Annotated in this window: 23 protein-coding genes and 1 other RNA gene; 10 read left to right on the top strand and 14 right to left on the bottom strand. The window is 66.0% G+C overall.

From position 1 onward, the window contains the following. Nucleotides 1-52 precede the first annotated feature (52 nt). From DVH29_RS03660 to DVH29_RS16340, 6 genes are all read left to right on the top strand, one after another. Complete coding sequence (locus DVH29_RS03660) at nt 53-622, top strand: hypothetical protein (protein WP_114644804.1); 570 nt, start codon at nt 53-55, stop codon at nt 620-622. After that, nucleotides 622-1,224, top strand: a complete 603-nt coding sequence (locus tag DVH29_RS03655) for a hypothetical protein (RefSeq protein WP_114644803.1) — start codon at nt 622-624, stop codon at nt 1,222-1,224. Before DVH29_RS03660 ends, DVH29_RS03655 begins: the two co-directional genes overlap by 1 nt. A 233-nt stretch (nt 1,225-1,457) precedes the next feature. Further along, nucleotides 1,458-2,678, top strand: a complete 1,221-nt coding sequence (locus DVH29_RS03650; RefSeq protein ID WP_114644802.1) for an NAD-dependent epimerase/dehydratase family protein — start codon at nt 1,458-1,460, stop codon at nt 2,676-2,678. After that, on the top strand, nt 2,675-4,318 hold the full coding sequence (locus DVH29_RS03645) for a cellulose biosynthesis cyclic di-GMP-binding regulatory protein BcsB (protein ID WP_114644801.1): 1,644 nt from the start codon (nt 2,675-2,677) through the stop codon (nt 4,316-4,318). The genes DVH29_RS03650 and DVH29_RS03645 overlap by 4 nt, the downstream gene beginning before the upstream one ends. Before the next feature lie 5 nt (nt 4,319-4,323). After that, the gene (locus tag DVH29_RS03640) at nt 4,324-6,105 is read left to right on the top strand and encodes a glycosyltransferase family 2 protein (protein WP_114644800.1); all 1,782 of its coding nucleotides are present in this window, start codon (nt 4,324-4,326) and stop codon (nt 6,103-6,105) included. A 69-nt stretch (nt 6,106-6,174) separates the two neighbouring features. Continuing rightward, nucleotides 6,175-6,333: a hypothetical protein gene (locus DVH29_RS16340; protein ID WP_158541546.1), complete on the top strand. Its 159-nt coding sequence runs from the start codon at nt 6,175-6,177 to the stop codon at nt 6,331-6,333. A 2-nt stretch (nt 6,334-6,335) separates the two neighbouring features. Here DVH29_RS16340 and truA read toward each other — a convergent pair whose 3' ends face one another. The 3 genes from truA to def form a co-directional block, all read right to left on the bottom strand. Further along, entirely contained in the window at nt 6,336-7,076 is a 741-nt protein-coding gene (truA, locus tag DVH29_RS03630) for a tRNA pseudouridine(38-40) synthase TruA (protein ID WP_114644798.1), read from the bottom strand. A 268-nt stretch (nt 7,077-7,344) separates the two neighbouring features. Then, nucleotides 7,345-8,268 (bottom strand): methionyl-tRNA formyltransferase, encoded by a 924-nt coding sequence (gene fmt / locus DVH29_RS03625; RefSeq protein ID WP_114644797.1) that lies wholly within the window; start codon nt 8,266-8,268, stop codon nt 7,345-7,347. A 32-nt stretch (nt 8,269-8,300) separates the two neighbouring features. Beyond that, nucleotides 8,301-8,816, bottom strand: a complete 516-nt coding sequence (def, locus tag DVH29_RS03620) for a peptide deformylase (protein ID WP_114644796.1) — start codon at nt 8,814-8,816, stop codon at nt 8,301-8,303. A 102-nt stretch (nt 8,817-8,918) separates the two neighbouring features. Between def and DVH29_RS03615 the strand changes: the two genes are divergently transcribed. Next, nucleotides 8,919-10,064 (top strand): DNA recombination protein RmuC, encoded by a 1,146-nt coding sequence (locus tag DVH29_RS03615; RefSeq protein ID WP_114644795.1) that lies wholly within the window; start codon nt 8,919-8,921, stop codon nt 10,062-10,064. Between the two features lie 22 nt (nt 10,065-10,086). Here the strand turns inward: DVH29_RS03615 and DVH29_RS03610 are convergent, their stop codons facing one another. From DVH29_RS03610 to DVH29_RS03585, 6 genes are all read right to left on the bottom strand, one after another. Continuing rightward, entirely contained in the window at nt 10,087-12,483 is a 2,397-nt protein-coding gene (locus DVH29_RS03610) for a bifunctional diguanylate cyclase/phosphodiesterase (protein ID WP_114644867.1), read from the bottom strand. A gap of 116 nt (nt 12,484-12,599) precedes the next feature. Beyond that, nucleotides 12,600-13,202: a recombination mediator RecR gene (recR, locus tag DVH29_RS03605; protein ID WP_114644794.1), complete on the bottom strand. Its 603-nt coding sequence runs from the start codon at nt 13,200-13,202 to the stop codon at nt 12,600-12,602. 17 nt (nt 13,203-13,219) lie between these two features. Continuing rightward, complete coding sequence (locus DVH29_RS03600) at nt 13,220-13,543, bottom strand: YbaB/EbfC family nucleoid-associated protein (protein ID WP_114644793.1); 324 nt, start codon at nt 13,541-13,543, stop codon at nt 13,220-13,222. Continuing rightward, nucleotides 13,540-15,279, bottom strand: coding sequence for a DNA polymerase III subunit gamma/tau (locus tag DVH29_RS03595; protein ID WP_114644792.1), 1,740 nt, complete (start codon nt 15,277-15,279; stop codon nt 13,540-13,542). Before DVH29_RS03595 ends, DVH29_RS03600 begins: the two co-directional genes overlap by 4 nt. Before the next feature lie 52 nt (nt 15,280-15,331). Next, an RNA gene (ffs, locus tag DVH29_RS03590) (signal recognition particle sRNA small type) lies at nt 15,332-15,426 on the bottom strand. Nucleotides 15,427-15,478: 52 nt separating this feature from the next. Next, on the bottom strand, nt 15,479-16,312 hold the full coding sequence (locus DVH29_RS03585; protein ID WP_114644791.1) for a prephenate dehydratase: 834 nt from the start codon (nt 16,310-16,312) through the stop codon (nt 15,479-15,481). A 287-nt stretch (nt 16,313-16,599) separates the two neighbouring features. On the opposite strand from DVH29_RS03585, the gene DVH29_RS03580 reads away from it, so the two are divergent. Both DVH29_RS03580 and DVH29_RS03575 read left to right on the top strand, forming a co-directional pair. Further along, a complete protein-coding gene (locus tag DVH29_RS03580) occupies nt 16,600-18,132 on the top strand; it encodes a c-type cytochrome (protein WP_114644790.1) in 1,533 nt (510 codons plus the stop codon). 84 nt (nt 18,133-18,216) lie between these two features. Then, nucleotides 18,217-19,158, top strand: coding sequence for a 2-hydroxyacid dehydrogenase (locus tag DVH29_RS03575; RefSeq protein ID WP_114644789.1), 942 nt, complete (start codon nt 18,217-18,219; stop codon nt 19,156-19,158). Here the strand turns inward: DVH29_RS03575 and DVH29_RS03570 are convergent. Then, nucleotides 19,152-20,495, bottom strand: coding sequence for a leucyl aminopeptidase family protein (locus DVH29_RS03570; protein ID WP_114644788.1), 1,344 nt, complete (start codon nt 20,493-20,495; stop codon nt 19,152-19,154). The genes DVH29_RS03575 and DVH29_RS03570 overlap by 7 nt on opposite strands. Nucleotides 20,496-20,684: 189 nt before the next feature. Here DVH29_RS03570 and DVH29_RS03565 point away from each other — a divergent pair, with 189 nt between their 5' ends. Then, entirely contained in the window at nt 20,685-21,428 is a 744-nt protein-coding gene (locus DVH29_RS03565; protein WP_158541545.1) for a tetratricopeptide repeat protein, read from the top strand. 4 nt (nt 21,429-21,432) lie between these two features. Here the strand turns inward: DVH29_RS03565 and DVH29_RS03560 are convergent, their stop codons facing one another. The 4 genes from DVH29_RS03560 to DVH29_RS03545 are packed head-to-tail and all read right to left on the bottom strand — an operon-like array spanning nt 21,433 to nt 26,162. Continuing rightward, nucleotides 21,433-22,413, bottom strand: coding sequence for a type II secretion system F family protein (locus DVH29_RS03560; RefSeq protein ID WP_114644786.1), 981 nt, complete (start codon nt 22,411-22,413; stop codon nt 21,433-21,435). A gap of 9 nt (nt 22,414-22,422) precedes the next feature. After that, entirely contained in the window at nt 22,423-23,400 is a 978-nt protein-coding gene (locus DVH29_RS03555) for a type II secretion system F family protein (RefSeq protein WP_114644785.1), read from the bottom strand. A 3-nt stretch (nt 23,401-23,403) separates the two neighbouring features. Then, a complete protein-coding gene (locus tag DVH29_RS03550) occupies nt 23,404-24,861 on the bottom strand; it encodes a TadA family conjugal transfer-associated ATPase (RefSeq protein WP_114644784.1) in 1,458 nt (485 codons plus the stop codon). 23 nt (nt 24,862-24,884) lie between these two features. Next, the gene (locus DVH29_RS03545; RefSeq protein WP_114644783.1) at nt 24,885-26,162 is read right to left on the bottom strand and encodes a CpaE/TadZ family protein; all 1,278 of its coding nucleotides are present in this window, start codon (nt 26,160-26,162) and stop codon (nt 24,885-24,887) included. Nucleotides 26,163-26,195: the final 33 nt, after the last annotated feature.

Genomic DNA, 26,195 nt, shown 5'->3' with positions numbered 1-26,195 from the left:
CCCTCTACATGTTGAACTCCGACCCGACCACGCGAACCGAGAGCCGATTGTCGTGACCACCGCCCAGCCGACCCTCATGGAAGAAACACGCGCCGCGATCGTGGGGAGCTGGCGGCTGATCCTGGGGCGGCGGGACGCGCCGGGCTATTTCTTCACCGATCTGCGCGGACTCGCGTCGAGCTTCGTCGCCCTCTTGGTCTCGGTGGTGGTGACCTTCGCCATGTCGGCCATCATCGCCCCCGGGGGCACCGGCGGCTCGACCTTCGCCGCCCTCATCCAGAACGCCCTGCTTTATGGCGGGATCATGGGCAGCTCCTGGGTCGTCCTGCGCCTCACCGGGCTCAGCGACCGATTCGTCGCCTTCGTCACCGTCGAGAACTGGGTCAACGCCATCGTCTCGCTGATCCTGGCGGTGGTCGCCATGGTAACGCTGTCGGCCGAGCTCATCCTGTTGCTGGCCGTGGTGATCGGCTTTCTGGCCCGCATCAACAATGCGCGGCTGGTGGTGGGTATGAAGGCGGGGCAGATCGTCATGCTGATCGTGGTGCAGACCATTGGCATGCTGATCGCGCTGCTGGCCGTGGGCGTGCTGTTCGCCCCCGTGGCGCCAACCGAAATCTGATGTCGGCCGTCCAGCCCCTGCCCACGCTGCTCGCCGAAGCCCGCGATGCGCTGAGCGGCGTCCTCATGCTGGTTCTGGGGCGGGCCGCTTCCGGCCAGTGGTTCGAGACCAGCCAGCGCGGGCTGGCCGGCAGCTTCATCGCGCTGATCCTCGCCCATGTGCTGCTCGCCGCGTTCGCCGGGCTGGGCGATGCGGGACGGGGGCAGCATTCGCCAAGCCTGCAACTCTTCATCGCCGGCGTTCTCGTGGCGCTGCGCTATGGCGCCATGCGGCTGCTTCTGCCCCGCTTCGGCGCGCTGGGCCGCTTCCGGGCCTTCATGGTGGCCAGCAACTGGACGCAGGCGATTGCCATCTCTGTCCTGCTCATCGCCACCTTCGTCTGCGCCTTCGCGGGCGCCCTGCTGCTCGGGCCGCAGGCGGGAGAGCGGATCGTCACCCTGGTGCTGCTCGTCTGGGCCGCGGTCGCCATCACCGCCCTCATCGCCGAGATCAACATCGCGCGGCTGATGGTCGACCTCGATGTGGCGGGAATCATCCAGGCCTTCGCCGCCCAGGGGTTTGCGCTTATCGGGGGAATCATCTTCCTCGCTCTGCTCCTGTAGACCGCCAGCCCCACTGTGACAGAAAAGTGACAACTGATTATCGCGCGGCGCGGCAATGCTCCGTTCGTATTTTAGCCTACTTGGTAAACTCAGGTTAAGGCGTATTTACCAATCGAAGTTTTCGTATTGGTTGTCTTGATGACGCTTAGGTCAATCAAGCAAGCGGGGCACACCGGGAACTCCAAATGTGACATCGACCGGCGCAATGCGTCCGGCGACCAAGGAGATATTGCGTGCCCCTTTCCATTCTCGTTCTCGGCGGCGACGGCTTTTGCGGCTGGCCCACGGCGCTGCATCTTTCGCGCCTCGGCCATGCCGTGACCATCGCCGACAATTTCTCGCGGCGCCGCATCGCCGACGAACTGGACGCGCCGAGCCTCACCCCGATCTCGCCCATGAACGATCGCCTCACGGCGTGGCGGCGCGTCAGCGGCCGGACCATCGACTTCGTCGAACTCGACATCGCCCAGGATTTCGCCGGGCTGCGCGCGCTGCTGGCCGATCTTCGCCCCGATGCGGTGGTCCATTTCGCCGAGCAGCGCGCCGCGCCCTATTCCATGCGCGACACGCGCCGCAAGACCTATACGGTCGACAACAACATCAACGGCACCCATAACCTGCTCGCCGTCCTCGCCGATCTCGAACACGACACCCATCTGGTCCATCTCGGCACCATGGGGGTCTATGGCTATGACGGGGACGGGCTGGAAATTCCCGAAGGCTATCTCGACGTTACCGTCGAGGGACCGGACGGCACGCGCTATCCGCGTTCGATCCTCTATCCGACCCGGCCGGGCAGCGTCTATCACCTGACCAAATCCCTCGATCAGCTGATGTTCGCCTTCTATGCCCGCAACGACCGTCTGCGGATCACCGACCTGCACCAGGGGATCGTCTGGGGCACCCAGACCGCGGAAACAAGGCTCGATCCGGCGCTCGTCAACCGCTTCGACTATGACGGCGACTATGGCACCGTGCTCAACCGCTTCCTGATGCAGGCCGTGGCCGGCCATCCGCTCACCGTGCACGGCACGGGCGGACAGACCCGCGCCTTCATCAATATCCAAGACACCGTGCGCTGCGTGGCGCTGGCCATCGCCAACCCGCCCGCCAGGGGCGAGCCGGTCAAGATCCTCAACCAGGCGGCGGAAACCCATCGCGTGCGCGACCTGGCCCGGCTGGTGGCCGAGGTGACCGGCGCAAGCGTCGAATATGTCGACAACCCGCGCAACGAGGCGGCGGAAAACGACCTGCGCGTCTCCAACGCCACCTTCCGCGCCCTGGGGCTCGATCCCATCCTGCTGCGCGACGGGCTTTTGGCGGAAACCACGGAGATCGCCGCCAAATATATCGACCGGCACAATCCCGACGCCATTGCCGCCACCGCGCTGTGGACCCGCGACAACGCTCCCGGCCTTTCCTCGGCCGACGCTCTGGGAAGAGCCGCGCAATGAAGGACTTCCTGCGATTGCTCCTGATCGCGGTGCTCAGCTTCGTGATCGTGGGCGCTGCCATTGCCTATACGCGGGGCGGGGACGTGCTCGACCGGCTGCTGACCGCGGTCTCCGTCGACAGCCTGCCCCACCTCACCCTGTCCGACACGCCGCCTGAAGCCGGGCTCAACCGGGTCTGGGTGCCGCGCCCGCATCAGGAGCGCTGGATGGGACTGGCCGGCTTCCCCGATTCGAGCGAAATCCGCTTTCCCCTGCCCGCGGGGATCAATGCCGCATCCGCCGTCCTCAGGCTGGCGTTCGAGGCCGAGCTCAGCGCCGATGGCGATGGGCGCATGACCATCGCCGTCAATGGCGACCGGCGCGGCGAGATCGTCCTCAATGCCGGCCGCTCGCGGCACGAGGTGGAGATCGCGCTCGACGCGGCGGACATGCTGGGGCACCTCGTCATCGTGACGCTGGAAGGCCGCGGCACCACCAGCGGCGGGCAGATCTGCCCCGTCGACGCCACCAATTCGGGCGCGGCCATCACGCTGCTGGCCGAAAGCGGGCTGGAAGTGATGACCGCCGATGCCACGGACACCCTCCCGGTGCGCATCGCCACCCTGGCCGACCCGGCCCGGCTCGACCGCGGCGTCTCGCCCGAGGAGCAGGCGCTGGCCATCTGGGGCCGCGAGGTGCTCGAACGCAACGGGGTCGCGGTGCGCTGGGCGACCGAAGACCACGCCGCCGACATCGTCATCGTCCAGGAGGGGGCCGAGTCCGGTCTCGCCCTCGATGCGGCGAACCGCATCGTGGTCTCGGGGCGAAGCGGAATCCACACCCTGTTGCGGACGCGCGGCATCGCCCCGGTGGCGCAGGCCATCGAGACCTGGCCGATTTCCGTCGAAACCCTCGGCGCGGAAACGCTGCTCAAGACCTTCCGGGGCTCGCGGCGCTGGGCCATTCCCTACGCGCTGGCCGACCTTCCCGGCGGGCTGATGCCACGCACCTTTCGCCTCGCCATCAAGCCCTCCAAGCTGGCGGCAAACACCGACTGGATGGTCCGCGTCTCGCTCAACGAGAACCTTTTGACCACCGAGCGCTTCGACGGGCAGAGCGAAACCCTCGCCCTCGACGTCTCCCTGCCCATCGCGGTCCAGGCCCTCGCCAATGTGCTGCAGGTCGAACTCATCGATACCAGCACCAACACGTCCGTCTGCCAGGTCCTGCCGAGCGCGCAGGCGCAATTGCTCGGCCAGTCCAGCCTTACCGTTGCCGGCACCCAGCCCCGGGAGGGCCTGCCGCTGCTGGTGCGTGAGATGGCCAATGCGGGGACCCTCGGGCTGACCGTCGCGACCCCGCTCGATGCCGGGTCGCAGCGTGTGGCAGCGGCCATGCTGGGCAAGCTGTTGCCGGCCTCGGCTGAGGTGCGCTTCGGGGCGGAGGCGGGGGAGGCACCCATCTCCATCGCCGTCACCACGGCGGGCGGCTTGCGCGCCGCGTTGCGCGACATCGGCGAGATCGGGGCCGACTTCAATATGCGCCTCGTCATCGCCAATGCCGAGGACGGCAGCGCTCCGGGCCTCGTCTCCCTGTTCGAGGCCCTGCCGATGGTCCAGGACCTCGCCGGGGATACCGTCATCTTCATGGTCACGCGATAGCACCCATGCTCCAGCCTGCATCGAGGGACCATGATTACTGGTCGGTGGACAGCGCGCCGGCCCGGCTGACGCGGCCGCTCTCGGTGTGGGCGGCCCCCACCCTGTTGGTGCTGTTCACCATGGTGGCGACGGTGCTGCTCGCCTTGATCAGCACCGAGCCGCTGCGCTCCTGGTTTCCCAATGGGGACGTGGTGTTCTCGCCCTATCTGGGGGTTCATTCGATCCCGCTGCGCATCTTCATCGTCTCGTTCACCGTGGCCTTTTCCGCCGTAGTGGGCGCGCGTGCGCCGGGGCGACTCAAATTCTTCCTCGAGGTGACGCTCTATTATCTCGTGGTCTGCGCCGCCTTCGACCTCATCAACATCGTCGCCTTCCGGCTGACGGGGTTTGTCTATTCCATCCATGTGGTGGAGATCCTGTCGGGCCTTTTCGGCTTTTTCATCTTCTCGACTCGCCTGCTCGATCAGGGCACCATGCCGCCGCGCGCGCCCTCGGCCCCGTTCAGGCTGGCGCTCAAGCCCCTGTCCTTCCTGTCGATCCTCGCCGCCGTCGCCCTTGCCATGGCCATCTCGCTCTGGGTCGACGGGCTGGCCCTGCCGCTGGTCGACGATCTGCGCTCGGTCGCGCTGCTGGGCGGCACCGGGCCGGGGGTCTTCCTGTTCCTTCCCGTCCTGTTCTTCATCCTCTACGTGCTGGGAACGCTCAAATCGGTGCTGGGGCGCAAGCGCCGGTTCAGCCCCGCCGTCACCGTCATCATTCCCGCCCATAACGAGGCCCATATCCTGCCGCGTACCCTGGCGGCGCTCGATGCCGCCGCCGCCCGCTATGAGGGCGAGGTGCATGTGCTGGTGCTCGACAATTGCTCGACCGACACCACGCCGCAGGCCGCGACCGAGGCCTTCGCGGCGCTGGGCCATATTCTCGGCCGGGTGGTTTCGGTCCCCGTGCCGGGGAAATCCAATGCCCTCAATGCGGGGATCGCCGCCACCGACACGCCGTTCGTCATCCGCATCGACGCCGACACCCAGATCCATCCCGATGCGATCCGGTACGCGCTGCGCCATTTCGCGAGCCCCGATATGGGCGTGGTAGGCGGGTTGCCCATCGCACCGGGGACGGGGAAATTCGACCGGGCCCGCGATCTCGAAACCCTCCTCAAGCACGGCTATTATCAGGTGGCCTATGGCGCGGTGGACGCCATAGTCGGGGTGCCGGGCATGTTCGCGGTCTATCGCACCCAGGCGGTGCGGGAAGCCGGCGGCTTCGTGGGCGGCATGAATGGCGAGGACACCGACATGTCGCTGCGCATCGGGGAGATGGGCTACCGGATCGTCGGCGATCCCACCATCACCTATGTTTCGGAAGTGCCCCGCAGCTGGACGCATCTGCGCGAGCAGCGCATGCGCTGGTTCCGCTCGGTCTATCACGTCTCGGCCCGCAACCGCGCCTATCTCGATGGCTGGACGGGGTCGGTGCGCGGCAAAATCATCCTGCCCTTCATGCTGCTCAATTCCGGCCGCCGCGCGATGACCGTGCCGCTGGTCATCTTCGGCGTCCTCTATTATTTCGTGGGCTTCAACCCGATGACGCCGCTGACCCTGCCGGCGGTGGTCGCCGTGGTGCTCGGCGCCCCGGCCCTGATGGCGGCCTTCGCGGCGCTGGCCAATGGCCGGGTGAAGGCGCTGGTGGGCCTGCCCGAATATATCCTCTTTCGCCTTGTGCGGTCCTATCTGACGCTGGAATCGGTGCTCTCGATCGCCTTCGATAAAATGCAATCGAACCGGTAAGCGCGCCCTTCGCATCTCGCCGTCATGATGCCTCCAATGCCCGATCCGGCGGGCAGGGAGAGTTCGATCATGCGCTATCCGCTCTGGGCATTCCTGTTCGTCTTCGTCGTGCCGCCCTTTGCGCTCCATGCGGTGCTGGCCGGCAAGGCCGGGTTCGAACCTGCTGCCGCCGAGATGCGGCTGGCCGCGGCCGAGCCGCCGCCCAGCATCGTGCGGCATCGGTTCTAGTGTTAGGGATAATCCACGGCCATCAGATAGAGCCCTGCCGCCGGGGCCATGGCGCCGCAGCGCGTGCGGTCGCGGGCGTCGAGGGCGGCGCGGAAATCGCCCGCCGACCATTTCCCCTCTCCCACCAGCTTCAACGAGCCCACCATGGAGCGCACCTGGTGATGGAGGAAGGAGCGGGCCGAAACCTCGATGGCGATCATGTCCCCCTCGCGCCGCACATCGAACCGGTCGAGGGTGCGGATGGGCGATCTGGCCTGGCACTGGGCGGAGCGGAAGGTGGTGAAATCGTGCCGGCCGAGAATGGTCTGCGCCGCCGCCTGCATGGCGTCCGCATCGAGCGGAACCGCGACGTGCCAAACCTTGTTGGCCTCCAAAGCCGGCCGGGCGCGGCGGTTGAGGATCAGATAGCGGTAATGGCGCGCGGTCGCCGAAAAGCGGGCCTCGAAAGCGGGGTCGACGATCTCGCAGGCCAGAATGGCGATAGGGTGCGGCTTGAGGTGGAAGTTGAGCGCCTGGAGCACGGTGAACGGCTCCCATTGGCGCTCCAGATCCACATGAGCCACCTGCCCGCGCGCATGCACCCCCGCATCGGTGCGCCCGGCGGTCTGGATGCGCAGATCCTCGCCCGAGAGGCGCTGGATCGCCGTCTCGACGGCCTCCTGCACGGAGAGCGCATCGGCCTGACGCTGCCAACCGACAAAGGGGGTTCCGTCATATTCGATGGTGAGCTTGTAGCGGGGCATCGCTAGGGTCGACACTCAACTATATCACGCTCACGACGCTGCCGGATGTGTTCGGCTCGGCAGGAAAGACGCGACGCCCGTGTCCTGACACGGGCAAGCGGCTTGACGCACCGGACGGGCACAGCCGGCGCGCCCCTCCGGGGTGGGACGAAAATGGCCAGCTGGTGCGTCAGAAAGCTTACCCGTATTTCGATACGCGCTACGCTCTCTTCCTGCCATCTGGCCATTTTCGTCTCCATCGTGAACGTGATATAGTTGAATGTCGACCCTAGCCCACCACGGCTCCACGGAGGTCGCCCATGCCGCGCAGGAAGGCCTCGGCGTCCATGGCGCCCTTGCCCTCGCGCTGCACGCGGGTGAGGCGCACGGCGCCCCCGCCACAGGCGACGACCAGCCCCTCGAGCACGGTTCCCGGCGCGCCATCGCCCTCGACGACCGCCGAGCGCAGGGCCTTGACCCGCACGGGCTTGCCATCGCGCACGATCTCGAACCAGGCGCCGGGAAAGGGCGACAGGCCGCGAATGTGGTTGTGGACCTCAGCCGCGGAGCGGGAAAAATCGATGCGGCTCTCCGCCTTGTCGATCTTTTTGGCGTAGGTGACGCCCTCGTCCGGCTGCGGGGTGAATTCGAGCGCGTCGCGTTCGAGCGCCGCCAGCGCGCGGCCCATCAGGTCGGCTCCGGTGCGCATCATCTCGTCATGGAGTTCGCCGGCGGTCATGTCGGGGGCGATGGGGATGATATCGATAAGGCTCACCGGGCCGGTATCGAGCCCTTCCTCCATGCGCATCACCGACACCGCCGTCTGCCGGTCCCCGGCCATGACGGCCCGCTGGATGGGCGCCGCGCCGCGCCAGCGCGGCAGGAGCGAGCCATGCAGGTTGAGGCAGCCCTTGTCGGGAGCTTCGAGAATGGCTAGGGGCAGCAGCAGGCCATAGGCGACCACCACGGCCGCCTCGGCCCCCAGTGCCGCGAACACCGCCACATCGGCCGGGTCGCGGAAATTTTTGGGGGTGAAGACCGGGATGCCGAACTCCTCGGCGGCCAGATGCACCGGGGACTTGCGCTCGGCCTGCCCGCGCCCGGCCGGCTTGGGCGCACGGGTATAGCAGGCGATGACCTCGTGCCCGCGCATGACGATTTCGGTCAGCGTGGGCACTGCGAAATCGGGCGTGCCCATGAAGACGAGCTTCATCGTCATTCTCCGTTAAAGTCGGCCACATGCAACTAGGAGGCGAGCTTGGCCCGCTTCTGGAATTTCTTCATCACCCGGTCGCGCTTCAGCCGCGAGAGATAGTCGATATAGAGCACCCCATCGAGATGGTCGATCTCGTGCTGCATGCAGACCGCGAGACGGCCGGTGGCGTGGCGGGTGACTTCCTCACCCTCGGGCGTCCGGTATTTGACCGTCACCTCGGCGGGCCGCTCGACCTCGTAGTAGAATTCGGGGATCGACAGGCACCCTTCCTCGGAGATTTCCGTGGTCTCGCTGACGCCGACGATCTCGGGATTGACCATGGCGATCTTGCCCGAATCGGGATTTTCCTCATCGGCGAGGTCGATGACGATCACCCGCTTCATATAGCCGATCTGCGGGCCGGCCAGCCCGATGCCCGGGGCCTCGTACATGGTCTCGAACATGTCCTCGACGGTCTTTTTCAGCTCGTCGTCGAATTCGGCGACAGGTTCGGCCACCTTGCGCAGCAGGGGATCGGGCAGGATAAGAATTTCGCGAACGGCCATTGAACGTCTCTTGTGGGTTGGTGCGCTCTGGTTAATCCACGCGCCCCGGCGCGGTCAAGCAAGCCTCATATGGGACGCGGCGAATCAGATAACAAGAACATTATGGAAACAGTGCTTTTCGATATCGGCGGAACGCCCGTCACTCTCGCCATCGCCCTGGTGCTCGGGCTTGCCGTCGCCGTTGTGGGGCTGGTCCTCATCCTCGCAAGCCAGAACCGGGCGGCGGCGCGGCGCGAGGAGCAGGCTGCGGGCGATGCGGCCAAGGCGGCCGAAATGGAACGGCACATGGCCGACATGATGCGCATCCAGTCGGAAATGACCGGGCGCATGCAGACCATGAGCGAGATTTTCGGCAACCGGACCTCGGATCTGGCGCGTCTGCTCACCGAGCGGATCGACGCCAGTTCGCACCGAGTGAACCAGTCGATGACCGAGACCCGCACCAAGACCGAGGAAACCCTCACCAAGCTCAACGAGCGGCTGGCGGTGATCGACAGGGCGCAGACCAATATCGCCCAGTTGTCCGGCGAAATCGTCTCGCTGCAATCGATCCTTGCCAACAAGCAGCAGCGCGGGGCATTCGGCCAGGGGCGGATGGAGGCGATCATCGCCGACGGGCTGGCCTCGAACGGCTATTCCTTCCAGGCGACGCTGTCGAACAATTCGCGCCCCGACGCGCTGGTCCACATGCCCAATGGCGCCCCCTCGCTGGTCATCGACGCCAAATTCCCCCTCGAAGCCTGGCAGCGGCTTTCCGAGGCCGAAACCCCCGAGGCGGTGCGCGCCGCCATGACCGGCTTCCGCAATGACTGCACGGTGCATGTGCGGGCCATCGCGGAAAAATACCTGATCGCGGGGGAGACCCAGGACACCGCCTTCATGTTCGTGCCTTCGGAATCGATCTTCGCGGACCTCCATGAGCGCTTCGAGGATGTGGTGCAGAAGGCGGCGCGGGCCCGGGTGGTCATTGTCTCGCCCTCGCTGCTGATGCTCTCGATCCAGGTGATCCAGGCCCTGCTGCGTGACGTGCGCATGCGCGAACAGGCCCATATCATCCAGAAGGAAGTCATTGCGCTCCTGGCCGACGTCAACCGGCTGGACGAGCGGGTCGGCAAGCTCAAATCGCATTTCGCCCAGACCCAGGCCGATGTGGAGCAGATCCTGATCTCCACCGGCAAAGTCACCCGGCGCGGGGAAAAGATCGAGGCGCTGGAATTCGAGGACGAGCGCCCCAGCCTCATCGACTGATCACACCCCCATGGCGGATCGCCTAAGCGGAGCGTTTCTCGCCGAGCGGCGGCAGGTGCGCATCGAGGGTCCGGCGCCGGCCGGAGATGACGTCGGCATAGACCCCGATATGCTGCGGCCGCCCGAACCAGTAGCCCTGGGCCGAATGGCAGATTTCATTGCGCAGGAATTCCAGCTCCTCGGGGCGTTCCACCCCTTCGGCCAGGATGGGCAGGTTGAGCCCCTTGCCCAGCCCCAGCACGGCGCGCACGATGGCGGCCGACTGGTCGTTGTCATGGACCGCCCGGATGAAGGACTGGTCGACCTTGATACGGTCGAAGGGGAAGGCGCGCAGGTTCGAGAGCGAGGAATAGCCGGTGCCGAAATCATCCATGGCCACCTTGACCCCCAGCGCCTTGACCTGGCGCAGATTGGAGATGGCGCGGTTGATGTTGCGGATCATCGCCGTCTCGGTGATCTCGATTTCCAGCCGCGCGGGCGCGAGGCCGGTGGTACGCAGCACATCGCGCACGAAATCGACGAAATGGGTCGCGTGGAGCTGCACCGCCGAGACGTTGACGGCGACCGAAAGGGGATTGGACCAGCTCGCCGCCTCCTTGCAGGCGGACCGCATGACCCATTCGCCCAATTGCATGATGAGGCCGGTTTCCTCGGCGATGGGAATGAACTTGGCCGGCGGCACCGCACCGCGTTCGGGATGGGTCCAGCGCAGCAGCACCTCGAAACCTGTCACTTCGGCGGTCTCGATATCGACCTGGGGCTGGTAGACGAGGGCCAGCTGATCGCGCGCCAGGGCCAGCCGCAGATCGTGCTCGAGCAGGCGGCGGTCGCGCACCTGAGCACCCATTTGCGGCTCGAACAGGCGATAGGAGCCTCGTCCCTCCTCCTTGGCGCAATAGAGCGCCGTGTCGGCGAAGGTCATCAGCTGGTCGGCTTCGACGGTGTGGTCGGGATAGAGCGCGATGCCGATCGAGGCGGAGATCATGCCGCCCTCGATGCTGCCGATATTGGAATCGGCGAAGGCTTCGAGAAGGACGATGGCCGCCTCTTCCGGCTTCTCCCCCACAGCGGGGGCGATGATGGCAAATTCGTCGCCACCCAGCCGGCCGGCAAACTGGCCGGGAGCCAGCGCCCCTTCCATGACGGTGGCGACCTTCTGCAACAGCGCGTCGCCCGCCGCGTGGCCGAACAGGTCGTTGACCTCCTTGAAGCGGTCGAGGTCGATGCACAGCACGGCGAGGCGCTGCCCGGTCAGCCGGCTGCGCTCCATTTCCTCCTCGAGCCGCTTGCTGAAGCTGGTGCGGTTGGCGAGCCCGGTCATGGCGTCGTGATGGGCGAGGAAGCGGATATGGTGCTCGGCCTGCTTGCGGGCCCGCAGGTCGCGCACGGCAATGGCGCGATGGGCCTCGACGCCGAAATCGACGTCGCGCAGCACCACCTCGACGGGAATGCGCTCACCGCTGGCGGCGGACAACTCCATTTCGAGCAGTTGGTTGGGCTGTGCGAACAGCATGTCGCAATCGGGCGGAGGCAAGAAGTCCTCGACGGCGCGGCCGGCCATTTCGCCCGTATCTCCGATCAGCCGCTGGAAACTTTCATTGACGGCCACCACCGTGCGCTCATGGCAGACGATCAGCCCCTCCACGGCCGCGTCGGCGAGGCTGCGCAGGCGGCTGTCCTCGGCGGCCATGCGCTTGCGGTCGCGCAGGTCGAGCATCACGCCCCCCAGCGCGGCGATCAGGATGAGGATCGACGCCGCTCCGACGATCAGCGACAACAGGCCGGGACGGATATCGTCCGGACCCACGATGGCGTAGCAGTTCTCAAAGCCCGCCGCGCCCATGGCGGTGAAATGCATGGCGCAGATGGCGAGCGTCAGAAGCCCGGCCCCCGCCAGGCGCAGGCCGAAGCGGTTGCGGCGGCTGCCCAGGGTGAAAGCCAGGGCAGAGAGCGCCATGCCGAAGATCACCGAGAGCGCGACGAGGCCCGAACTCCAGCTCACCTCGCCCCCCACCTGCAGGGCGTGCATGCCGGTATAGTGCATAGTGGAAATACCGACCCCGACGATGGCGCCGCCCAAGGCGAGGTCGGCGGTCCGGTTGCCCAGCACGGCCATGGCGACGCCGGTGCCGCATATGGCGATGGCGATGACCAGGGAAGCGGCCGTCAGCCCGACATCATAGCTGGCCGGAAAGCCGATATCGAAGGCGAGCATGGCGATGAAATGGGTGGCCCAGATGCCGAAGCCGACCGAGACGGCGGCGACCCCGATCCAGGCCGCCCGTGCCCAGCCCGCCGAGCGGCGGGCATGGTTGAGGATCGAGATGCAGGCAAAGGCGGACAGCGCGCAGATCGCCGCGGCCAGCAGCACGAAGCGGATATCGTGCTGAAAATAAAGAGAAGTGACGATTTCGCTCATCTCCGCCATCCCCAAAAATGCGTATGGAATACCGCCTATGGGGCCGCAAGCGTAAACAAAGAGCGATGTCCCGCCCGCAGGCGGGGGAACTCACGCGGCAGGCTTAACGAAGGGTTTCAAAAGCGCGTGCGGGCCTTGAGCGCCTGGCTGAGCGTGCCCTCGTCGAGATAGTCGAGTTCGCCCCCGACGGGCACGCCATGGGCCAGCCGGGTGATGGTCACACCGGTTCCGGCCAGGCGGTCGGTGATGTAATGGGCCGTGGTCTGCCCCTCGACCGTCGCATTGACCGCCAGCACGATTTCCGAATAGTCCGGCGCGCGGCGCAGCAACTGGTCAATGGAGAGGTCGTCGGGCCCCACCCCGTCCAGCGGCGAGAGCACCCCGCCCAGCACGTGGTAGCGCGCCGGCCCGATGCCGGCCCGCTCCAGCGCCCAGAGGTCGGCGACGTCCTCGACGACGATCAGAAGGCCCGATTCGGCGCGCCTGGGGTCAGAGCAGATGCCGCAAGGGGAGACGGTATCGATATTGCCGCAACTTTCGCACACCCTCACCGCCGCCACCGCGCGTTCGAGCGCGGCAGCGAGCGGCACCATCAGCTGCTCCTTCTTCTTGATCAGGTGCAGCACGGCCCGCCGCCCGGAGCGCGGGCCGAGGCCGGGCAGCCGGGACAGCAGCTGGATCAATTGTTCGATTTCCGGCCCGCCGGTGGCGTTCGCCATAGAAAACGGCCCTGCGTCTAGAACGGAAACTTCATGCCCGGCGGAATGGGCAGGCCGGAGGTGATCTCGCTCATCTTCTCGGCCAGGAACTCCTCGCCCTTGCGGCGCGCATCCGCATGCGCCGCGACGATCAGATCCTCGACGATCTCGGCGTCCTCGGGCTTGAGCAGGCCGGGGTCGATCTTGATGCCGCGCAGGTCGCCCTTGGCGCTCATGGTGACGCTCACCATGCCGCCCCCGGCCACGCCCTCGACGAGATGGCTGGCTGCCTCGTCCTGCATCTCCTGGGCGCGCTGCTGGAATTCCTGGGCCTTCTTCATCATGCCCATCAAGTCTTTCATTCATCGTCCTCCGGATCGATTGGCGCCATCTCTGGCCCTTCGGCTGAAGCCTCGGCCTCTTCGGTATCGGCGCGGGTGCGGATATCGACCAGCCGCGCGCCGGGAAAGGTCTCCATCACCGCCTTGACCAGCGGGTCTTCCAGCGCGGCATTGCGCTGGTTGTCGCGTTCGGCCTCGCGCGCCTCACGCAGGGTGGGGGCGTCGACCTGCCGGGTCGAGACCGTGACCATCCAGGGTCGCCCCGTCCACTCCTTGAGCCGCGCCGACAGCGTCGAGACGATGGCCAGATTGGCGGTCGGGGTGAGGGCGATCTCGATGCGGCCGGTCTCGAAGGCGACGGGCTTCAAATCCGATTCAAGCGCGTGCTTGACGAGGAGATCGCGTTTCTCACCGGCCAGCGCCACCAATTGCTCATAGGATTTCGGCGCCGGCAAGGCGGCGGCCTGCGGCGCCGCCGCGGCGACCGGGGCCAGCTGCAAACGCTGGACAGGGGCCATGGCGCGGGCCTGCATGCCCCCGCCGCCCGCGGAAACCGAAGGGCCGGCCAGCGGCCCTCCGCCCTCGGCGGGCGGGCTCGACAGCTTTTCGATCAGTTCCTCGGGGCCGGGCAGGTCGGCGGCATAGGCGAGGCGGATCAGCACCATTTCCGCCGCCTGCAGGCCATTGCCCGACTGGGCGATCTCGGTCAGCCCCCGTGAGAGAATCTGCCAGGTGCGGGTGAGGATGCGCAGGCCGAGCCTTTGCGCCAGGTCAGCACCCCGGCCGCGCTCGTCGGGGGTGAGCACCGGGTCCTCGGCCGCCGAGGGTACGATCTTGATGCGGGTGATGAGATGGGTCAGTTCCGCCAGGTCGGCGACGATGGTGGTGGGGTCGGCGCCCGAATCATAGAGCGCTCGCGCCTCGTCGAGCGCCCCGGCGATATCGCCGCCCATCAACTTTTCAAACAGGTCGATGATCCGCGCCCGGTCGGCCAGCCCGAGCATGTCGCGCACCGATTGCGCGGTGATCTCCCCGCCGCCATGGGCGATGGCCTGGTCGGTCAGCGACAGGCAGTCGCGCGCCGAGCCTTCCCCCGCCCGCACGATCATCGACAGCGCTTCGGGCTCGAAGAACACCGCCTCGCGCGCCAGCAGCCCGCCGAGATAGTCCGTCATCACCTCGGGCGCGATGCGGCGCAGGTCGAACCGCATGCAGCGCGACAGGATGGTGACCGGCACCTTGCGGATCTCGGTGGTGGCGAAGATGAACTTGACGTAGGGGGGCGGCTCTTCCAGCGTCTTGAGCAGGCCGTTGAAGGCCGAGGTGGAGAGCATGTGCACTTCGTCGATGATGAACACCTTATAGGGCGCGCTCATCGGCGGGGTGCGGGTCATGGCATTGATTTCGCGGATGGAATCGATGCCTGTATTGGAGGCCGCGTCCATTTCCATCACATCGACATGGGTGCCGGCGATGATTTCGGCGCAGTGCAGCCCCTCCTTGGAGAGGTCGAGGGTGGGCCGGGCGCCGGCCGCGTCGGCATAATTGAACGCGCGGGCCAGAATGCGGGCCGTGGTGGTCTTGCCCACGCCGCGCACGCCGGTGAGGATGAAGGCGTGATGGATGCGCCCCACCTTGAAGGCGTTGTCCAGGGTCTGGACCATCGCGTCCTGACCAACAAGGCTCTCGAAGCTCGACGGCCGGTATTTGCGGGCCAGAACCTGATAGGGCGTTGCTGGGGTCGTCGAGGTCACCATCACATGCCGTTATGCGGGGGGAAGGGCCGCGCCATCGAATTCTGGCGGGTTAGCAGGAGGCTGACGACGACCCGTGCCGTACTCGTTAGGGCTGCTTCCTTCCGGACCTGACCCGGTTGGCGAGCGGTTCGTCCGCCACCAACCTCCCGGCCCCTATGTGCTGCATCGGCGCGCGGTTTGCAAGGGGCGGGACGGCTTTTTACGGCGCGGAATCGGCGACCGGATAGATGCCCAGAAGTTTGAAGTGATCGGAGAAGAACCCCAGTTCCTCCAGCGCCAGCTTGACGTTGTGGTCGTCCGGATGGCCCTCGATATCGGCATAGAACTGGGTGGCGGTGAACGATCCGCCGACCATGTAGCTTTCCAGCTTGGTCATATTGACGCCATTGGTCGCGAACCCGCCCATGGCCTTGTAGAGCGCGGCGGGCACGTTGCGGACCCGGAAGACGAAGGTCGTCTTGACCTGGGTGCCGTTGGGCCTCGCGTATTGCGGCTCGCGCGACATGATGAGGAAGCGGGTGGTGTTGTGGGCTTCGTCCTCGATATTTTCGGCGATGACGTCCAGACCATAGGTCTCGCCGGCAAATTTCGAGGCGATGGCGGCGAGGCTGCGGTCGCCCTTCTGCGCCACTTCGCGGGCCGATCCGGCCGTATCCACGGCATTGATGGTGCGCAGCCCGTGGCGAGCGATGAACTTGCGGCACTGGCCCAGCGCCACCGACAGCGATTGCACCGCGGTGATCTCGGAGAGCGTCGTGCCCTTGATTCCCAGAAGGTTCATCCGCACCGGCAGGTAATACTCGCCGATGATGTAAAGCCCGCTATCGGGCAGGATATGGTGGATGTCGGTGATCCGCCCATAGAGGGAATTTTCCACCGGCACCACGGCGTAGTCGGCCTTGCCGGTCTGCACCGCGCCGATGGTGTCCTCGAAGGTGACGCAGGGCACGACCTCGTCATGGGGAAACACCGCCATGGCCGTCGCATGGCTGAAAGCTCCCAATTCCCCCTGAAAGGCGATCTTGCGCGACATGTGACACCATCCTTGACCTTTGCGCGTGCACCTAACGCCTCGTCCCAGGGCAAGTCAATTGTGCACGGGCTCCCTATTCCCTCTTGCGGGATTGTCGCACCCGGCCTATGCCGGTTGCGCGGGCCGTGGCTTCCATTATACAGTCCGCGCGCGGGCCATGCAGGCGAATCCGAGCCTTTGGCGCAGGGGTGCAAACCTCGTGCAGCCGGGTTTGTCGGAGCTGGGCCGTAATTTGCGTTCGGCTGCCGGGGCTCGGGCGGGGATAACGGTACGGAGAGACCGAGATTATGAATTCTTTTGAGGTCAACAAGATTTTCGGCGCCATTCTGGGCACCCTGGTCTTTGTCATGGGTGTCGGCTTCATCGCCGACGAAATCTATGCGCCCATCGAAGGGCGCGGAGCGGGCTACGCCCTGCCGGAGCCCGTCGAGGATGGCGCGGCTGGAGGCGCCGAGGAGGTGCCGGGCGTCGCTCCCATCGCCGCGCGCATGCAGACGGCGTCGGCCTCTGCGGGCCAGGGCCTCATTGCCCGCTGCCAGGCCTGTCACGATTATTCCCCCGAGAACGCCAACCGCACCGGCCCGGGCATTTATGGCGTGGTCGGTCACCCGATCGCCAGCCATGACGGCTTTGCCTATTCCGACGTTCTGGCCGAGATGGGCGCCGAGGGCGAGGTCTGGGATTACGAGCATCTCGACGCTTTCCTCGAAAGCCCGCGCAATTTCGCCCCGGGCACCAAGATGAGCTTTGCCGGCCTCTCCAATCCCGAGGACCGCGCCAATCTGATCGCCTTCCTGCGGGAAAATTCCGACGACCCCTATCCGCTGCCCGAAGCACCCGCCGAGGAGCCGGCGGCCGAAGGCGCCGGGGATGAAGCCGCCGCGCCGGCCCAGGACGAACTCAGCACGCTGCTTGCTTCGGTGACCCCGGAACAGGGCCAGGCGCTGATCGTGCGCTGCCAGGCCTGCCATGACTATTCCGCCGCCAACGCCAATCGCGTCGGCCCGGGCATCTACGACATCGTGGGCCAGGAGATCGCCCACCACGCCGAGTTCGCCTATTCGGACGCCCTGGCCGCCATGGGCGTCGATGGCGAGACCTGGACGCCCGCCAATCTCGACGCCTTCTTCGAAAGCCCGAGCACGTTCGCTCCCGGCACCAAGATGAGTTTCCCCGGTCTCTCCTCGCCGGAAGATCGCGCCGCGCTGATCGTCTATCTCAACACGCTGTCGGACGATCCCACCCCGCTCGTCGAAGCGCCGGCCGAGGAACCCGCCGCCGAAGAGCCGGCGGCTGAGGAAGCTGCTGAAGCTGCTGAAGCCGCTGTCCCCGCAGAGGAAGCCGCCGCGCCTGCCGATGACGAGCTCGTCATGCTGCTCGCTTCGGTGACCCCCGAGCAGGGCCAGGCGCTGATCGTGCGCTGCCAGGCCTGTCACGACTATACGGCCGCCAACGCCAATCGCGTCGGCCCGGGCATCTACGACATCGTGGGCCAGGAGATCGCCCACCACGCCGAGTTCGCCTATTCGGACGCCCTGGCGGCGATGGGCGAGGCCGGCGAGACCTGGACCCCCGCCAATCTCGACGCCTTCTTCGAGAGCCCGCGCGATTTCGCCCCCGGCACCAAGATGAGCTTCCCCGGCCTCTCCTCGCCGGAAGACCGCGCCGCGCTGATCGTTTTCCTCAACACGCTGTCGGACGATCCCATGGACCTGACCGGCGGCGGTGGCGCCCCCGCGGAGCCCGACCAGCCGGTCGCCGACGAGGTCGACGCGCTGACCCTCGAAGGCGAGGACGCACCCGCCGCGCCCGCCCAATGACATAGGCTCGAAGAGCCGCTATGAACGGGCCGTTTCCCCGACCGGGAGACGGCCCTTTTTCTGCGCAGTGAAGGATGTCCCACCATGGCGATGCTGATTCATCTCACCGGTATAAACGAGACGGGCTGGACCGAAGGGTTCCGGGCCGCCCTGCCCGGCTATCCGGTCAAGCAGCGCTCCGACGCCTATCAGCCCGCCGACATCGACTACATCTTCACCTGGAAGCCGGCTGCCGATGCCTTTGTCGGGCTCGACAACCTCAAGGCCATCTTCTCGCTCGGAGCCGGGGTCGATGCCCTGTTGCAGCACCCCGCCCTCCCCGACGTTCCCATCGTGCGCTTCGTCGATGACGAGTTGACCCATTGCATGAGCGATTACGTGATCTCCCAGGTCAGCATGCATCAGCGCCTGTTCACCCGCTATGCGGCGCATCAGAAAAAGAAGGTGTGGAGCCAGCTCTATCCGCCCGCCAGTCACGAGATCGGCGTCGGCATCATGGGGCTGGGCGTCCTGGGCGTCGACGCGGCGCACAAGCTCAAGGCCATCGGCTTCGACGTCGCGGGCTGGAGCCGGTCGGCCAAGACCATCGAGGGCATCGAGACCTTTGCCGGCAACGACCAGTTCGACGCCTTCCTCGCCCGCACCGATATCCTCGTCTGCCTGCTGCCTCTCACCGCCGAGACGGCGGGCATCCTCAACAGGGAGACGTTCGGCAAGCTGCGGCGCGGGCCGCTGATTGGCGGGCCGGCCATCGTCAACGCGGCGCGGGGTGGGCACCAGAAGGAAGCCGACATCGCCGCGGCGCTGGGCGACGGCACGCTGGCCGCCGCCAGCCTCGACGTCTTCGAGGTCGAGCCGCTGCCCAAGGACAGCCCGCTCTGGGACATCGAGACCTGCTTTATCACCCCCCACATCGCGGCGATCTCCAACGAGCAGAGCGGGGTGCGCTACTTTGCCAAAATGCTGCTCGACCACGAGGCGGGCCAGCCGCTCGCCAATGTCGTCGACAGGGGCAAGGGCTACTGACCGAAACGCGCCTTCAGCGCCGCATAAAGCGCCCTGATGCCCTGATCGGTCCCGCCATAGGGCCGGCCGGGGCGCGCCTCGGGGGCCCATGCATAGATGTCGAGATGCAGCCAGTCGGTCTCGGGCTTTACGAACCGGTTGAGAAACAGCGCCGCCGTGATCGATCCGGCCATGCCCCCGGTCGAGATATGGCTGACATCGGCGATCTTGGAGGCCAGCAGCCGGTCATATCCCGGCCAGAGCGGCATCGGCCAGAGCGGGTCGTCCAGGGCAGCGCCGTGTTCGCACACCGCCCGCCCAAAGGCTTCATCCCGCGCATAGAGCGGCGGCAATTCCGGTCCGAGCGCGACCCGCGCCGCGCCGGTAAGGGTCGCCATGTCAATGATCAGTTCGGGGTCGTCCTCATCGGCGAGGGCCAGGGCATCGGCGAGAATCAGCCGCCCTTCGGCATCGGTATTGCCGATTTCCACCGTCAGGCCCTTGCGCGAGGGAAGCACGTCGCCGGGGCGGAAGGCCGAGCCGGATATGGCGTTTTCGACGATGGGGATCAGAACCCTCAGGCGCACTTTCAGCCCGGCATCGATGATGGCATGGGCGAGGCCCAGTATATTGGCCGAGCCGCCCATGTCCTTTTTCATCAGAGCCATGGAATTGCCCGGTTTGATGTTGAGCCCGCCGGTATCGAAGGTCACGCCCTTGCCGACCAGGGTCAGCTTGGGATGGGCCGCATCGCCCCAGGAGAAATCGACCAGACGCGGCGCCTGGTCGCTGGCACGCCCCACCGCATGGATCATGGGGAAATTGGCGTCCAGCAGCGCATCGCCGCGTGTCACCTTGAGCGCGATATCCCGCTCGGCGCAGAAATCGGCGATCCAGGCTTCATAGGCATCGGGGCCCAGATCGTTGGAGGCGATATTGACCAGATCACGGGCGATGAAGGCGGCTTGGGTGAGCCGTTCCACCTCGGCAGCGTCGGCGCCTTCGGGGAGGTCGAGCTCGACCTGTTCCCCTTCCTTGCGATAGCGGTCGAAGCGATAAGCCCCCAGCCGGAAGCCGAGCGCCGCCGCGGTCGCGTCGCCAAACGAGCCATCGAGCCGATAGCGGCCAGTGGGGAGGCCGGCGGCGGCTAGGCCGACCACAAGCGCCGAGCGGTCCTTCCCGTCCCCCATGCCGAACAGATAGGCCGCGACCCCGCCCTCGGCGTCGGGCAGCGCCAGGAGCTTGCCCGCCTGTCCGGTGAACCCGTTGGCTCTGGCCCAGGCGAGGTGCTGCGGCGTAAGGCCGGCGCCTTCGAGCTCGGATGGGCTGACGCAAACGATCGCGCGGGTCTGGGACACGGAACACCTCCGGATGGGACGAAAACTCCCCGCCCTTCTATCGCCTCGCCCGCCATGGGGCAATCGTGCCCACAGGCGGCTTAACCGCGCGTTAGGGTTAATGAAGTATTTCTGGGATCGAACCCGGGAAGCGCCCGCGGCGCGAGGACATCGATCATGACTCCGTCATCGCTGATGAGGACGACGCGTATGGTATTGCTGGCAGGCGTCGCGGCGCTCGTCCTCGCCGGATGCGCGACCAATCGGACCGCCGCGTTCAATGCCGATTATTCCAATCTCTCGGGGCCGCAGATCCAGGCCAGCGTCGCTGATCTGGCGCAGCGCTATGCCGCCAATCCGCGCGACAAGTCGCTGGGCATTCACTACGCCGCCGCGTTGCGGGCCGCGCAGCAGAACGATCAGGCGGTGATCGTCCTGGAAAACCTCATGGGCACCTATGGCGGCGATGCCGATGTGGGGCTGGCCTATGGCAAGGCGCTGTCAGCGGCCGGGCGCTTCGAGCAGGCGCTGAGGGTGGTCGACAATGCCACCAATCCGGTGGCGCCCGATTGGGAAGCCCTGTCGGTACGCGGGGCGATCCTCGACCAGATGGGGCAGCACGAGCAGGCCCGCCAGAGCTATCGCCAGGCGCTGCTGCTGGCGCCGCAGGCCAGCCAGCTCCATGCCAATCTGGGCCTTTCCTACGCCATGACCGGGGAATTGCAGGCCGCCGAAGCCCATCTGCGCCAGGCCATGAGCCTCCCCGGCGCCAATGCCAGGACCAGCCAGAACCTCGCCCTCGTCCTCGGCCTGCAGGGCCGCTTTGCCGAAGCTCGCCTACTCTACGCCGCCGTGCTGCCCGCCGAGGCGGTCGAGCCGACCATGGACTATATCCGGGCCCTGCTCACCCAGCAGAACCGCTGGCAGCAGATCGAGGGCGATACGCCCGCCTAACCTCTCAGAGCGCCATGGCGGTGATGATGGCCGGCGCCATGATCACGATGAACAATACCGGCAGGAAAAAGAGGATCAGCGGCACCGTCATCTTGGGGGGCAGCGCCGCGGCCTTTTTCTCCGCCTCGTTCATGCGCATCTCGCGCCCTTCCTCGGCCATGACGCGCAGGGCCTGACCGACCGAAGTGCCGTAGCGCTCGGCCTGGATCAGCGCGGTCATCACCGAACGGACGCCGTCGAGCCCGGTGCGGCGGGCCAAATTGTCATAGGCGCGGGTGCGATCCTCAAGAAACGACAATTCCGCCGTGGTGAGGGTCAGTTCCTCGGCCAGTTCCGGGCTTTGCAGGCCGATTTCCCGGGCCACGCGCTTGATCGAATGCTCGATGGACATGCCGGCCTCGACGCAGAGCAGCATGAGATCGAGGGCATCGGGCCAGGCGCGCTTGACCGATTGCTGGCGCTTCTGCGTCCGGTTCTTGAGCAGCAGCAGCGGCAGATAGGCGCCCACCAGCCCCACGCCGATGGCATAGACGAGATTGATGAACAGCGGCCGCCCGCCCGGGGAGATGACGAGGAGATAGAGAGCCGCCACGCCGAGCAGCACGAACGGGGTGACGAAGCGCAGGAACAGGTGCTTGGTCAGCTCCCCCTGTCCGCGCAGGCCGGCCTGGGCCAGCCGCTCCATGGTGTTTTCGTCCATGAAGGCCTTTTGCAGCGAAAAGCGCTCCACGGTGGATTTCATGTAGGAGCGGGCGTCCGCGCCGCGGATATTGCCGCGCGCCGCTTCCTTGCTGCCCGCCTGGTTGCGCAGGCGCGCCATCTCGCGGGCCCGCAATTGCTCGCGCTCCAGTGCGACCTTCTTCATGCGGTCCTTGCGCTCGATGCGCTCGAACAGGTGCGCGCCGAAGGTAAAGACGATGGCCGCCGCCGAAATGGCCGCAAACAGCGCGATCAGGAAATCGGGACTGACGAGTCTTTCGACCATCTCGCGCTCCTAATAGTCGAACTGGATCATGCGGTGCATGGTGAAGATGCCCGCCGCCAGCATGATGCCGGCGACGCCGAGCGACAGCATGCCGCCGGGCGTGGTGACGAGCGGGGTCAGATAGGTGGGGCTCACCACCGAGACGCAGGCCGCGACGACGACCGGCAGCGCGCCGATGATGATGGCCGACGCCTTGGCCTCGGCGCTCAGCGCCTTGACCTTGGCCTTCATCTTCTTGCGGTTGCGCAATACGCCCGCAAGGTTGGTCAGCGCCTCCGAGAGGTTGCCGCCGGCATGCTGCTGGACGTTGATGACCACGATGAAGAAATTGACCTCGGACAAGGGGACGCGGTCGAACAATACCTCGACGGCCTCGGCCATGTTCTTGCCGATCGATTGCTGCTCGAGCACCCGCACGAATTCGGATTTGACCGGCTCCTTGACCTCCTTGGCCACGAGGCGGATCGAATCGTTGAGCGGCATGCCGGCCCGCACGCCGCGCACGATGGCTTCCACCGCATTGGGCAATTCATCGAGATAGGCGGCCTGGTAGCGCTTGCGCTTGCTGGAAATGTAGAAATTGGGCAGCACATAGGCCGCGGCCGCGGCAAACACCGCCGCATAGAGCAGGGGCAGTTGGACGAGGAGTAGCACGACGAACAGCACCACGCCGCCGATGATGGTGTTGCGGATCCAGACGCGCGGATCGACCGCCATGCCGGCCTGGAACAGGCGATGCTTGAGCGATTTCTTGGCCCGTTTGGCGTTGAGCGCGTCGGTCTGCTGCTTGAGCGCATCCTGCACCGTGCGCCGGCGGCTTTCGCGCGTGCGCTCGATGGATGCCGACTGGCGGCGGACCTGCACGTCGGTGCGCAGCGCCTTCATACGCTTGTCGGCCCGGCTCGACCCGGCCAGCGACGGCACCAGGGCCAGGCCGAGGGCGCCGACGCAGACGATGACCAGTACGGAGAGGAGCAAGGGTGTCATGGTCTAGCGCAGCAATTCGTTGTGTTCGACATTGGAGCGCTCCAGCGCCTCGACCAGCGCCATCTCCTCGTTGAAATAGCGCGCCTTCTCGGTGAAATTGGGCTTGGTGATACCGGTGGAGCGGTGCCGGCCGATGAGGTTGCCGTTCCCGTCCTCACCCATGATGTCGTAGAGGAAGACGTCCTGGGTGACGATCACGTCGCCTTCCATGCCCAGCACCTCGGTAATATGGGTGATGCGGCGCGAGCCGTCGCGCAGGCGGGCCGCCTGCACGATCACGTCGATCGAGGAGACGATCATCTCGCGGATGGTGCGGCTGGGCAGCGCAAAGCCGCCCATGGTGATCATGGATTCGAGACGCGACAGCGCCTCGCGCGGCGAGTTGGCGTGCAGCGTCCCCATGGAGCCGTCATGGCCGGTGTTCATGGCCTGCAGCAGGTCGAAGGATTCCGGTCCGCGCACTTCGCCCACGATGATGCGTTCGGGCCGCATGCGCAGGCAGTTCCTGACCAGTTCGCGCATGGTGATCTCCCCCTCGCCCTCGAGATTGGGCGGACGGGTTTCCAGCCGCACCACATGCGGCTGCTGCAGCTGGAGCTCGGCGGAGTCCTCGCAGGTGATGACGCGCTCGTCCTTGTCGATGAAGGCGGTGAGGCAGTTGAGAAGGGTCGTCTTGCCCGAACCCGTACCGCCCGAGATCAGCACATTGGCCCGCACACGGCCCAAAATGCGCAACACTTCGGCGCCTTCCGGCGAAATTGAGCCGAACTTGACCAATTGTGCGAGGGTCAGCTTGTCCTTCTTGAACTTACGGATGGTGAGGGCCGGGCCGTCGATCGAGAGCGGCGGGGCGATGACGTTGACGCGCGAGCCGTCGGGAAGCCGGGCGTCGCAGATGGGCGAGGATTCATCGACCCGGCGGCCGACCTGGCTGACGATGCGCTGGCAGACATTCATCAGATGCGCGTCGTCGCGGAAGCGCACATTGGTGAGCTTCACCCGCCCATTGACCTCGATATAGCACTTCTGGGAGCCGTTGATCATGATGTCGGCGATGTCGTCGCGGGCCAGGAGCGGTTCGAGTGGGCCATAGCCCAGGACGTCGTTGCAGATGTCGTCGAGCAGATCCTCCTGCTCGGAAATCGACATGACGAAATTCTTGAGCGCGATGATCTCGGCGACGATGTCGCGGATTTCCTCGCGTGCCGAATCCTGATCCATCGCCGCGAGCTGGCTGAGATCGATGGAATCGATCAGCGCGTTGAAGATCGAAGATTTGGTCTGAAAATAGCCCTTGTCGCGATTGGCCTTGTCGACGGTCTCGATCGCCTCGGCGGATTCCGCGGGCTTTTCGGCAGGGGAGACCGCGCCGGCGCGTTCGAACTCGGGCATGGCCGTCGGGGCCGGACGGGCCGGGGCCGGTTGGCTGTTGCCGCCAAAACTCGTGCGCTTGCCGAACATTTCGCGTCCTCGTTCTTGTTCCGTCAGGCCCGCTTGAGCTTGCGCAGAAGGCCTGGAAGATTGATCGATCCGGCCCGTCCGCCGGCCTCGACCGTCTGGCGCCCCGTCAGTTGCAGGCCGAGCGAGCGGAAGATGTCGTTGACCTTGTGGGTCGCGGAGACCTCGGCGATCATCTGGCCGTTATTGGCCGCGGTCCCGAACAGGGCCGGCTCGAAGGCGATCTGGCCGGCCAGGCGGCACTCGATCGAGGAGGCGAACTCGCCGGCCGGAATCTCGGGGCGCTTGGCGATGCCGGTCTTGTTGACCAGCAGCACCGGATCGTTTTCGCTGGGGCGCATGGCCTTGATCGTGTCGGCGAGCGCCTTGGCATTGCGCAGATTTGCGAGATCGGGCTCGGCGACGATGACGATCTCGTCGACGGCGGCCAGGGTGCGCCGCACCCAGCCGGTCCACAAATGCGGAATGTCGAGGATGACGATGGGCACCTGCTTCTGGCTCAGTTCGATGATCTGCTCGAAGCTGCTTTCATTGAGGTCGTAGGTCCGGTCGAGGCTGGCCGGCGCCGCCAGGAGGTTGATGTGGTTGGCCGCCTTGCTCATCAGCCGGTCGAGCATCACCGCGTCCATCTTGTCATTGGCATAGACCGCGTCGGCGATGCCCTGGGGCGGGTCCTGGTTGAAATCGAGCCCCACCGTGCCGAAAGGCAGGTCGAGATCGACCACGAGCACGTCCTGGCGCAGCGATTTGGCGATCGACCAGGCGACATTGTGCGAGAGGGTCGAGGACCCCGCCCCGCCCTTGGCCCCGATAAAGGCGATCGAGCGCCCGATGCGGCCGGCGCCTTCGCTGGCGAACAGGTCGGAAATGGCGTTGATGATGGTCGCGCTGGTAGCGGGCATGACGAGATATTCAGACACGCCGGCCCGGATCAGGCTGCGATAGAGCATCACGTCATTGGCATGGCCTATCACCACGACGCGGGTCGAGGCGTCGCACACATCGGCCAGCCGCTGCAACGCGGCTTCGATGCGGTCGGCCGGCAGCGTCGTCTCGACGATGATCAGATTGGGCGTGGGATTGGTGCGATAGGTCTCCACCGCCCCTTCCAGCCCGCCATTATGGGTGGTGAGCGCCACCTTGGACATGCGCCGGTCGTGGGTCGTGTCCTCGATGATCTGGGCGGTCTGGGAGTGCTCGCAAAACGCCTGGATGGTGATGCGCGGGATGAGACGCGCACCGGTCACGGCATCGCCCGGGGCTTCGATGTCGGTCTGTGGAGCGTCGGTTTCGATAAAGGTCATCGCATCTGGTCCCGCTGGGAATTGTCCTGGACT

The organism is Pelagibacterium lacus (assembly GCF_003345525.1).
Lineage (GTDB): Bacteria > Pseudomonadota > Alphaproteobacteria > Rhizobiales > Devosiaceae > Pelagibacterium > Pelagibacterium lacus.
This window is presented reverse-complemented; position numbering and strand designations above follow the sequence as displayed.

Bases quoted from the DNA above. Each gene is read 5' to 3' on its own strand.
- DVH29_RS03655 (WP_114644803.1), top strand. From the start codon at position 622: ATGTCGGCCGTCCAGCCCCTGCCCACGCTGCTCGCCGAAGCCCGCGAT.
- DVH29_RS03645 (WP_114644801.1), top strand. From the start codon at position 2,675: ATGAAGGACTTCCTGCGATTGCTCCTGATCGCGGTGCTCAGCTTCGTG.
- DVH29_RS03640 (WP_114644800.1), top strand. From the start codon at position 4,324: ATGCTCCAGCCTGCATCGAGGGACCATGATTACTGGTCGGTGGACAGC.
- DVH29_RS16340 (WP_158541546.1), top strand. From the start codon at position 6,175: ATGCGCTATCCGCTCTGGGCATTCCTGTTCGTCTTCGTCGTGCCGCCC.
- truA (WP_114644798.1), bottom strand. From the start codon at position 7,076: ATGCCCCGCTACAAGCTCACCATCGAATATGACGGAACCCCCTTTGTC.
- fmt (WP_114644797.1), bottom strand. From the start codon at position 8,268: ATGAAGCTCGTCTTCATGGGCACGCCCGATTTCGCAGTGCCCACGCTG.
- def (WP_114644796.1), bottom strand. From the start codon at position 8,816: ATGGCCGTTCGCGAAATTCTTATCCTGCCCGATCCCCTGCTGCGCAAG.
- DVH29_RS03615 (WP_114644795.1), top strand. From the start codon at position 8,919: ATGGAAACAGTGCTTTTCGATATCGGCGGAACGCCCGTCACTCTCGCC.
- DVH29_RS03610 (WP_114644867.1), bottom strand. From the start codon at position 12,483: ATGAGCGAAATCGTCACTTCTCTTTATTTTCAGCACGATATCCGCTTC.
- recR (WP_114644794.1), bottom strand. From the start codon at position 13,202: ATGGCGAACGCCACCGGCGGGCCGGAAATCGAACAATTGATCCAGCTG.
- DVH29_RS03600 (WP_114644793.1), bottom strand. From the start codon at position 13,543: ATGAAAGACTTGATGGGCATGATGAAGAAGGCCCAGGAATTCCAGCAG.
- DVH29_RS03595 (WP_114644792.1), bottom strand. From the start codon at position 15,279: ATGGTGACCTCGACGACCCCAGCAACGCCCTATCAGGTTCTGGCCCGC.
- DVH29_RS03585 (WP_114644791.1), bottom strand. From the start codon at position 16,312: ATGTCGCGCAAGATCGCCTTTCAGGGGGAATTGGGAGCTTTCAGCCAT.
- DVH29_RS03580 (WP_114644790.1), top strand. From the start codon at position 16,600: ATGAATTCTTTTGAGGTCAACAAGATTTTCGGCGCCATTCTGGGCACC.
- DVH29_RS03575 (WP_114644789.1), top strand. From the start codon at position 18,217: ATGGCGATGCTGATTCATCTCACCGGTATAAACGAGACGGGCTGGACC.
- DVH29_RS03565 (WP_158541545.1), top strand. From the start codon at position 20,685: ATGGTATTGCTGGCAGGCGTCGCGGCGCTCGTCCTCGCCGGATGCGCG.
- DVH29_RS03560 (WP_114644786.1), bottom strand. From the start codon at position 22,413: ATGGTCGAAAGACTCGTCAGTCCCGATTTCCTGATCGCGCTGTTTGCG.
- DVH29_RS03555 (WP_114644785.1), bottom strand. From the start codon at position 23,400: ATGACACCCTTGCTCCTCTCCGTACTGGTCATCGTCTGCGTCGGCGCC.
- DVH29_RS03550 (WP_114644784.1), bottom strand. From the start codon at position 24,861: ATGTTCGGCAAGCGCACGAGTTTTGGCGGCAACAGCCAACCGGCCCCG.
- DVH29_RS03545 (WP_114644783.1), bottom strand. From the start codon at position 26,162: ATGACCTTTATCGAAACCGACGCTCCACAGACCGACATCGAAGCCCCG.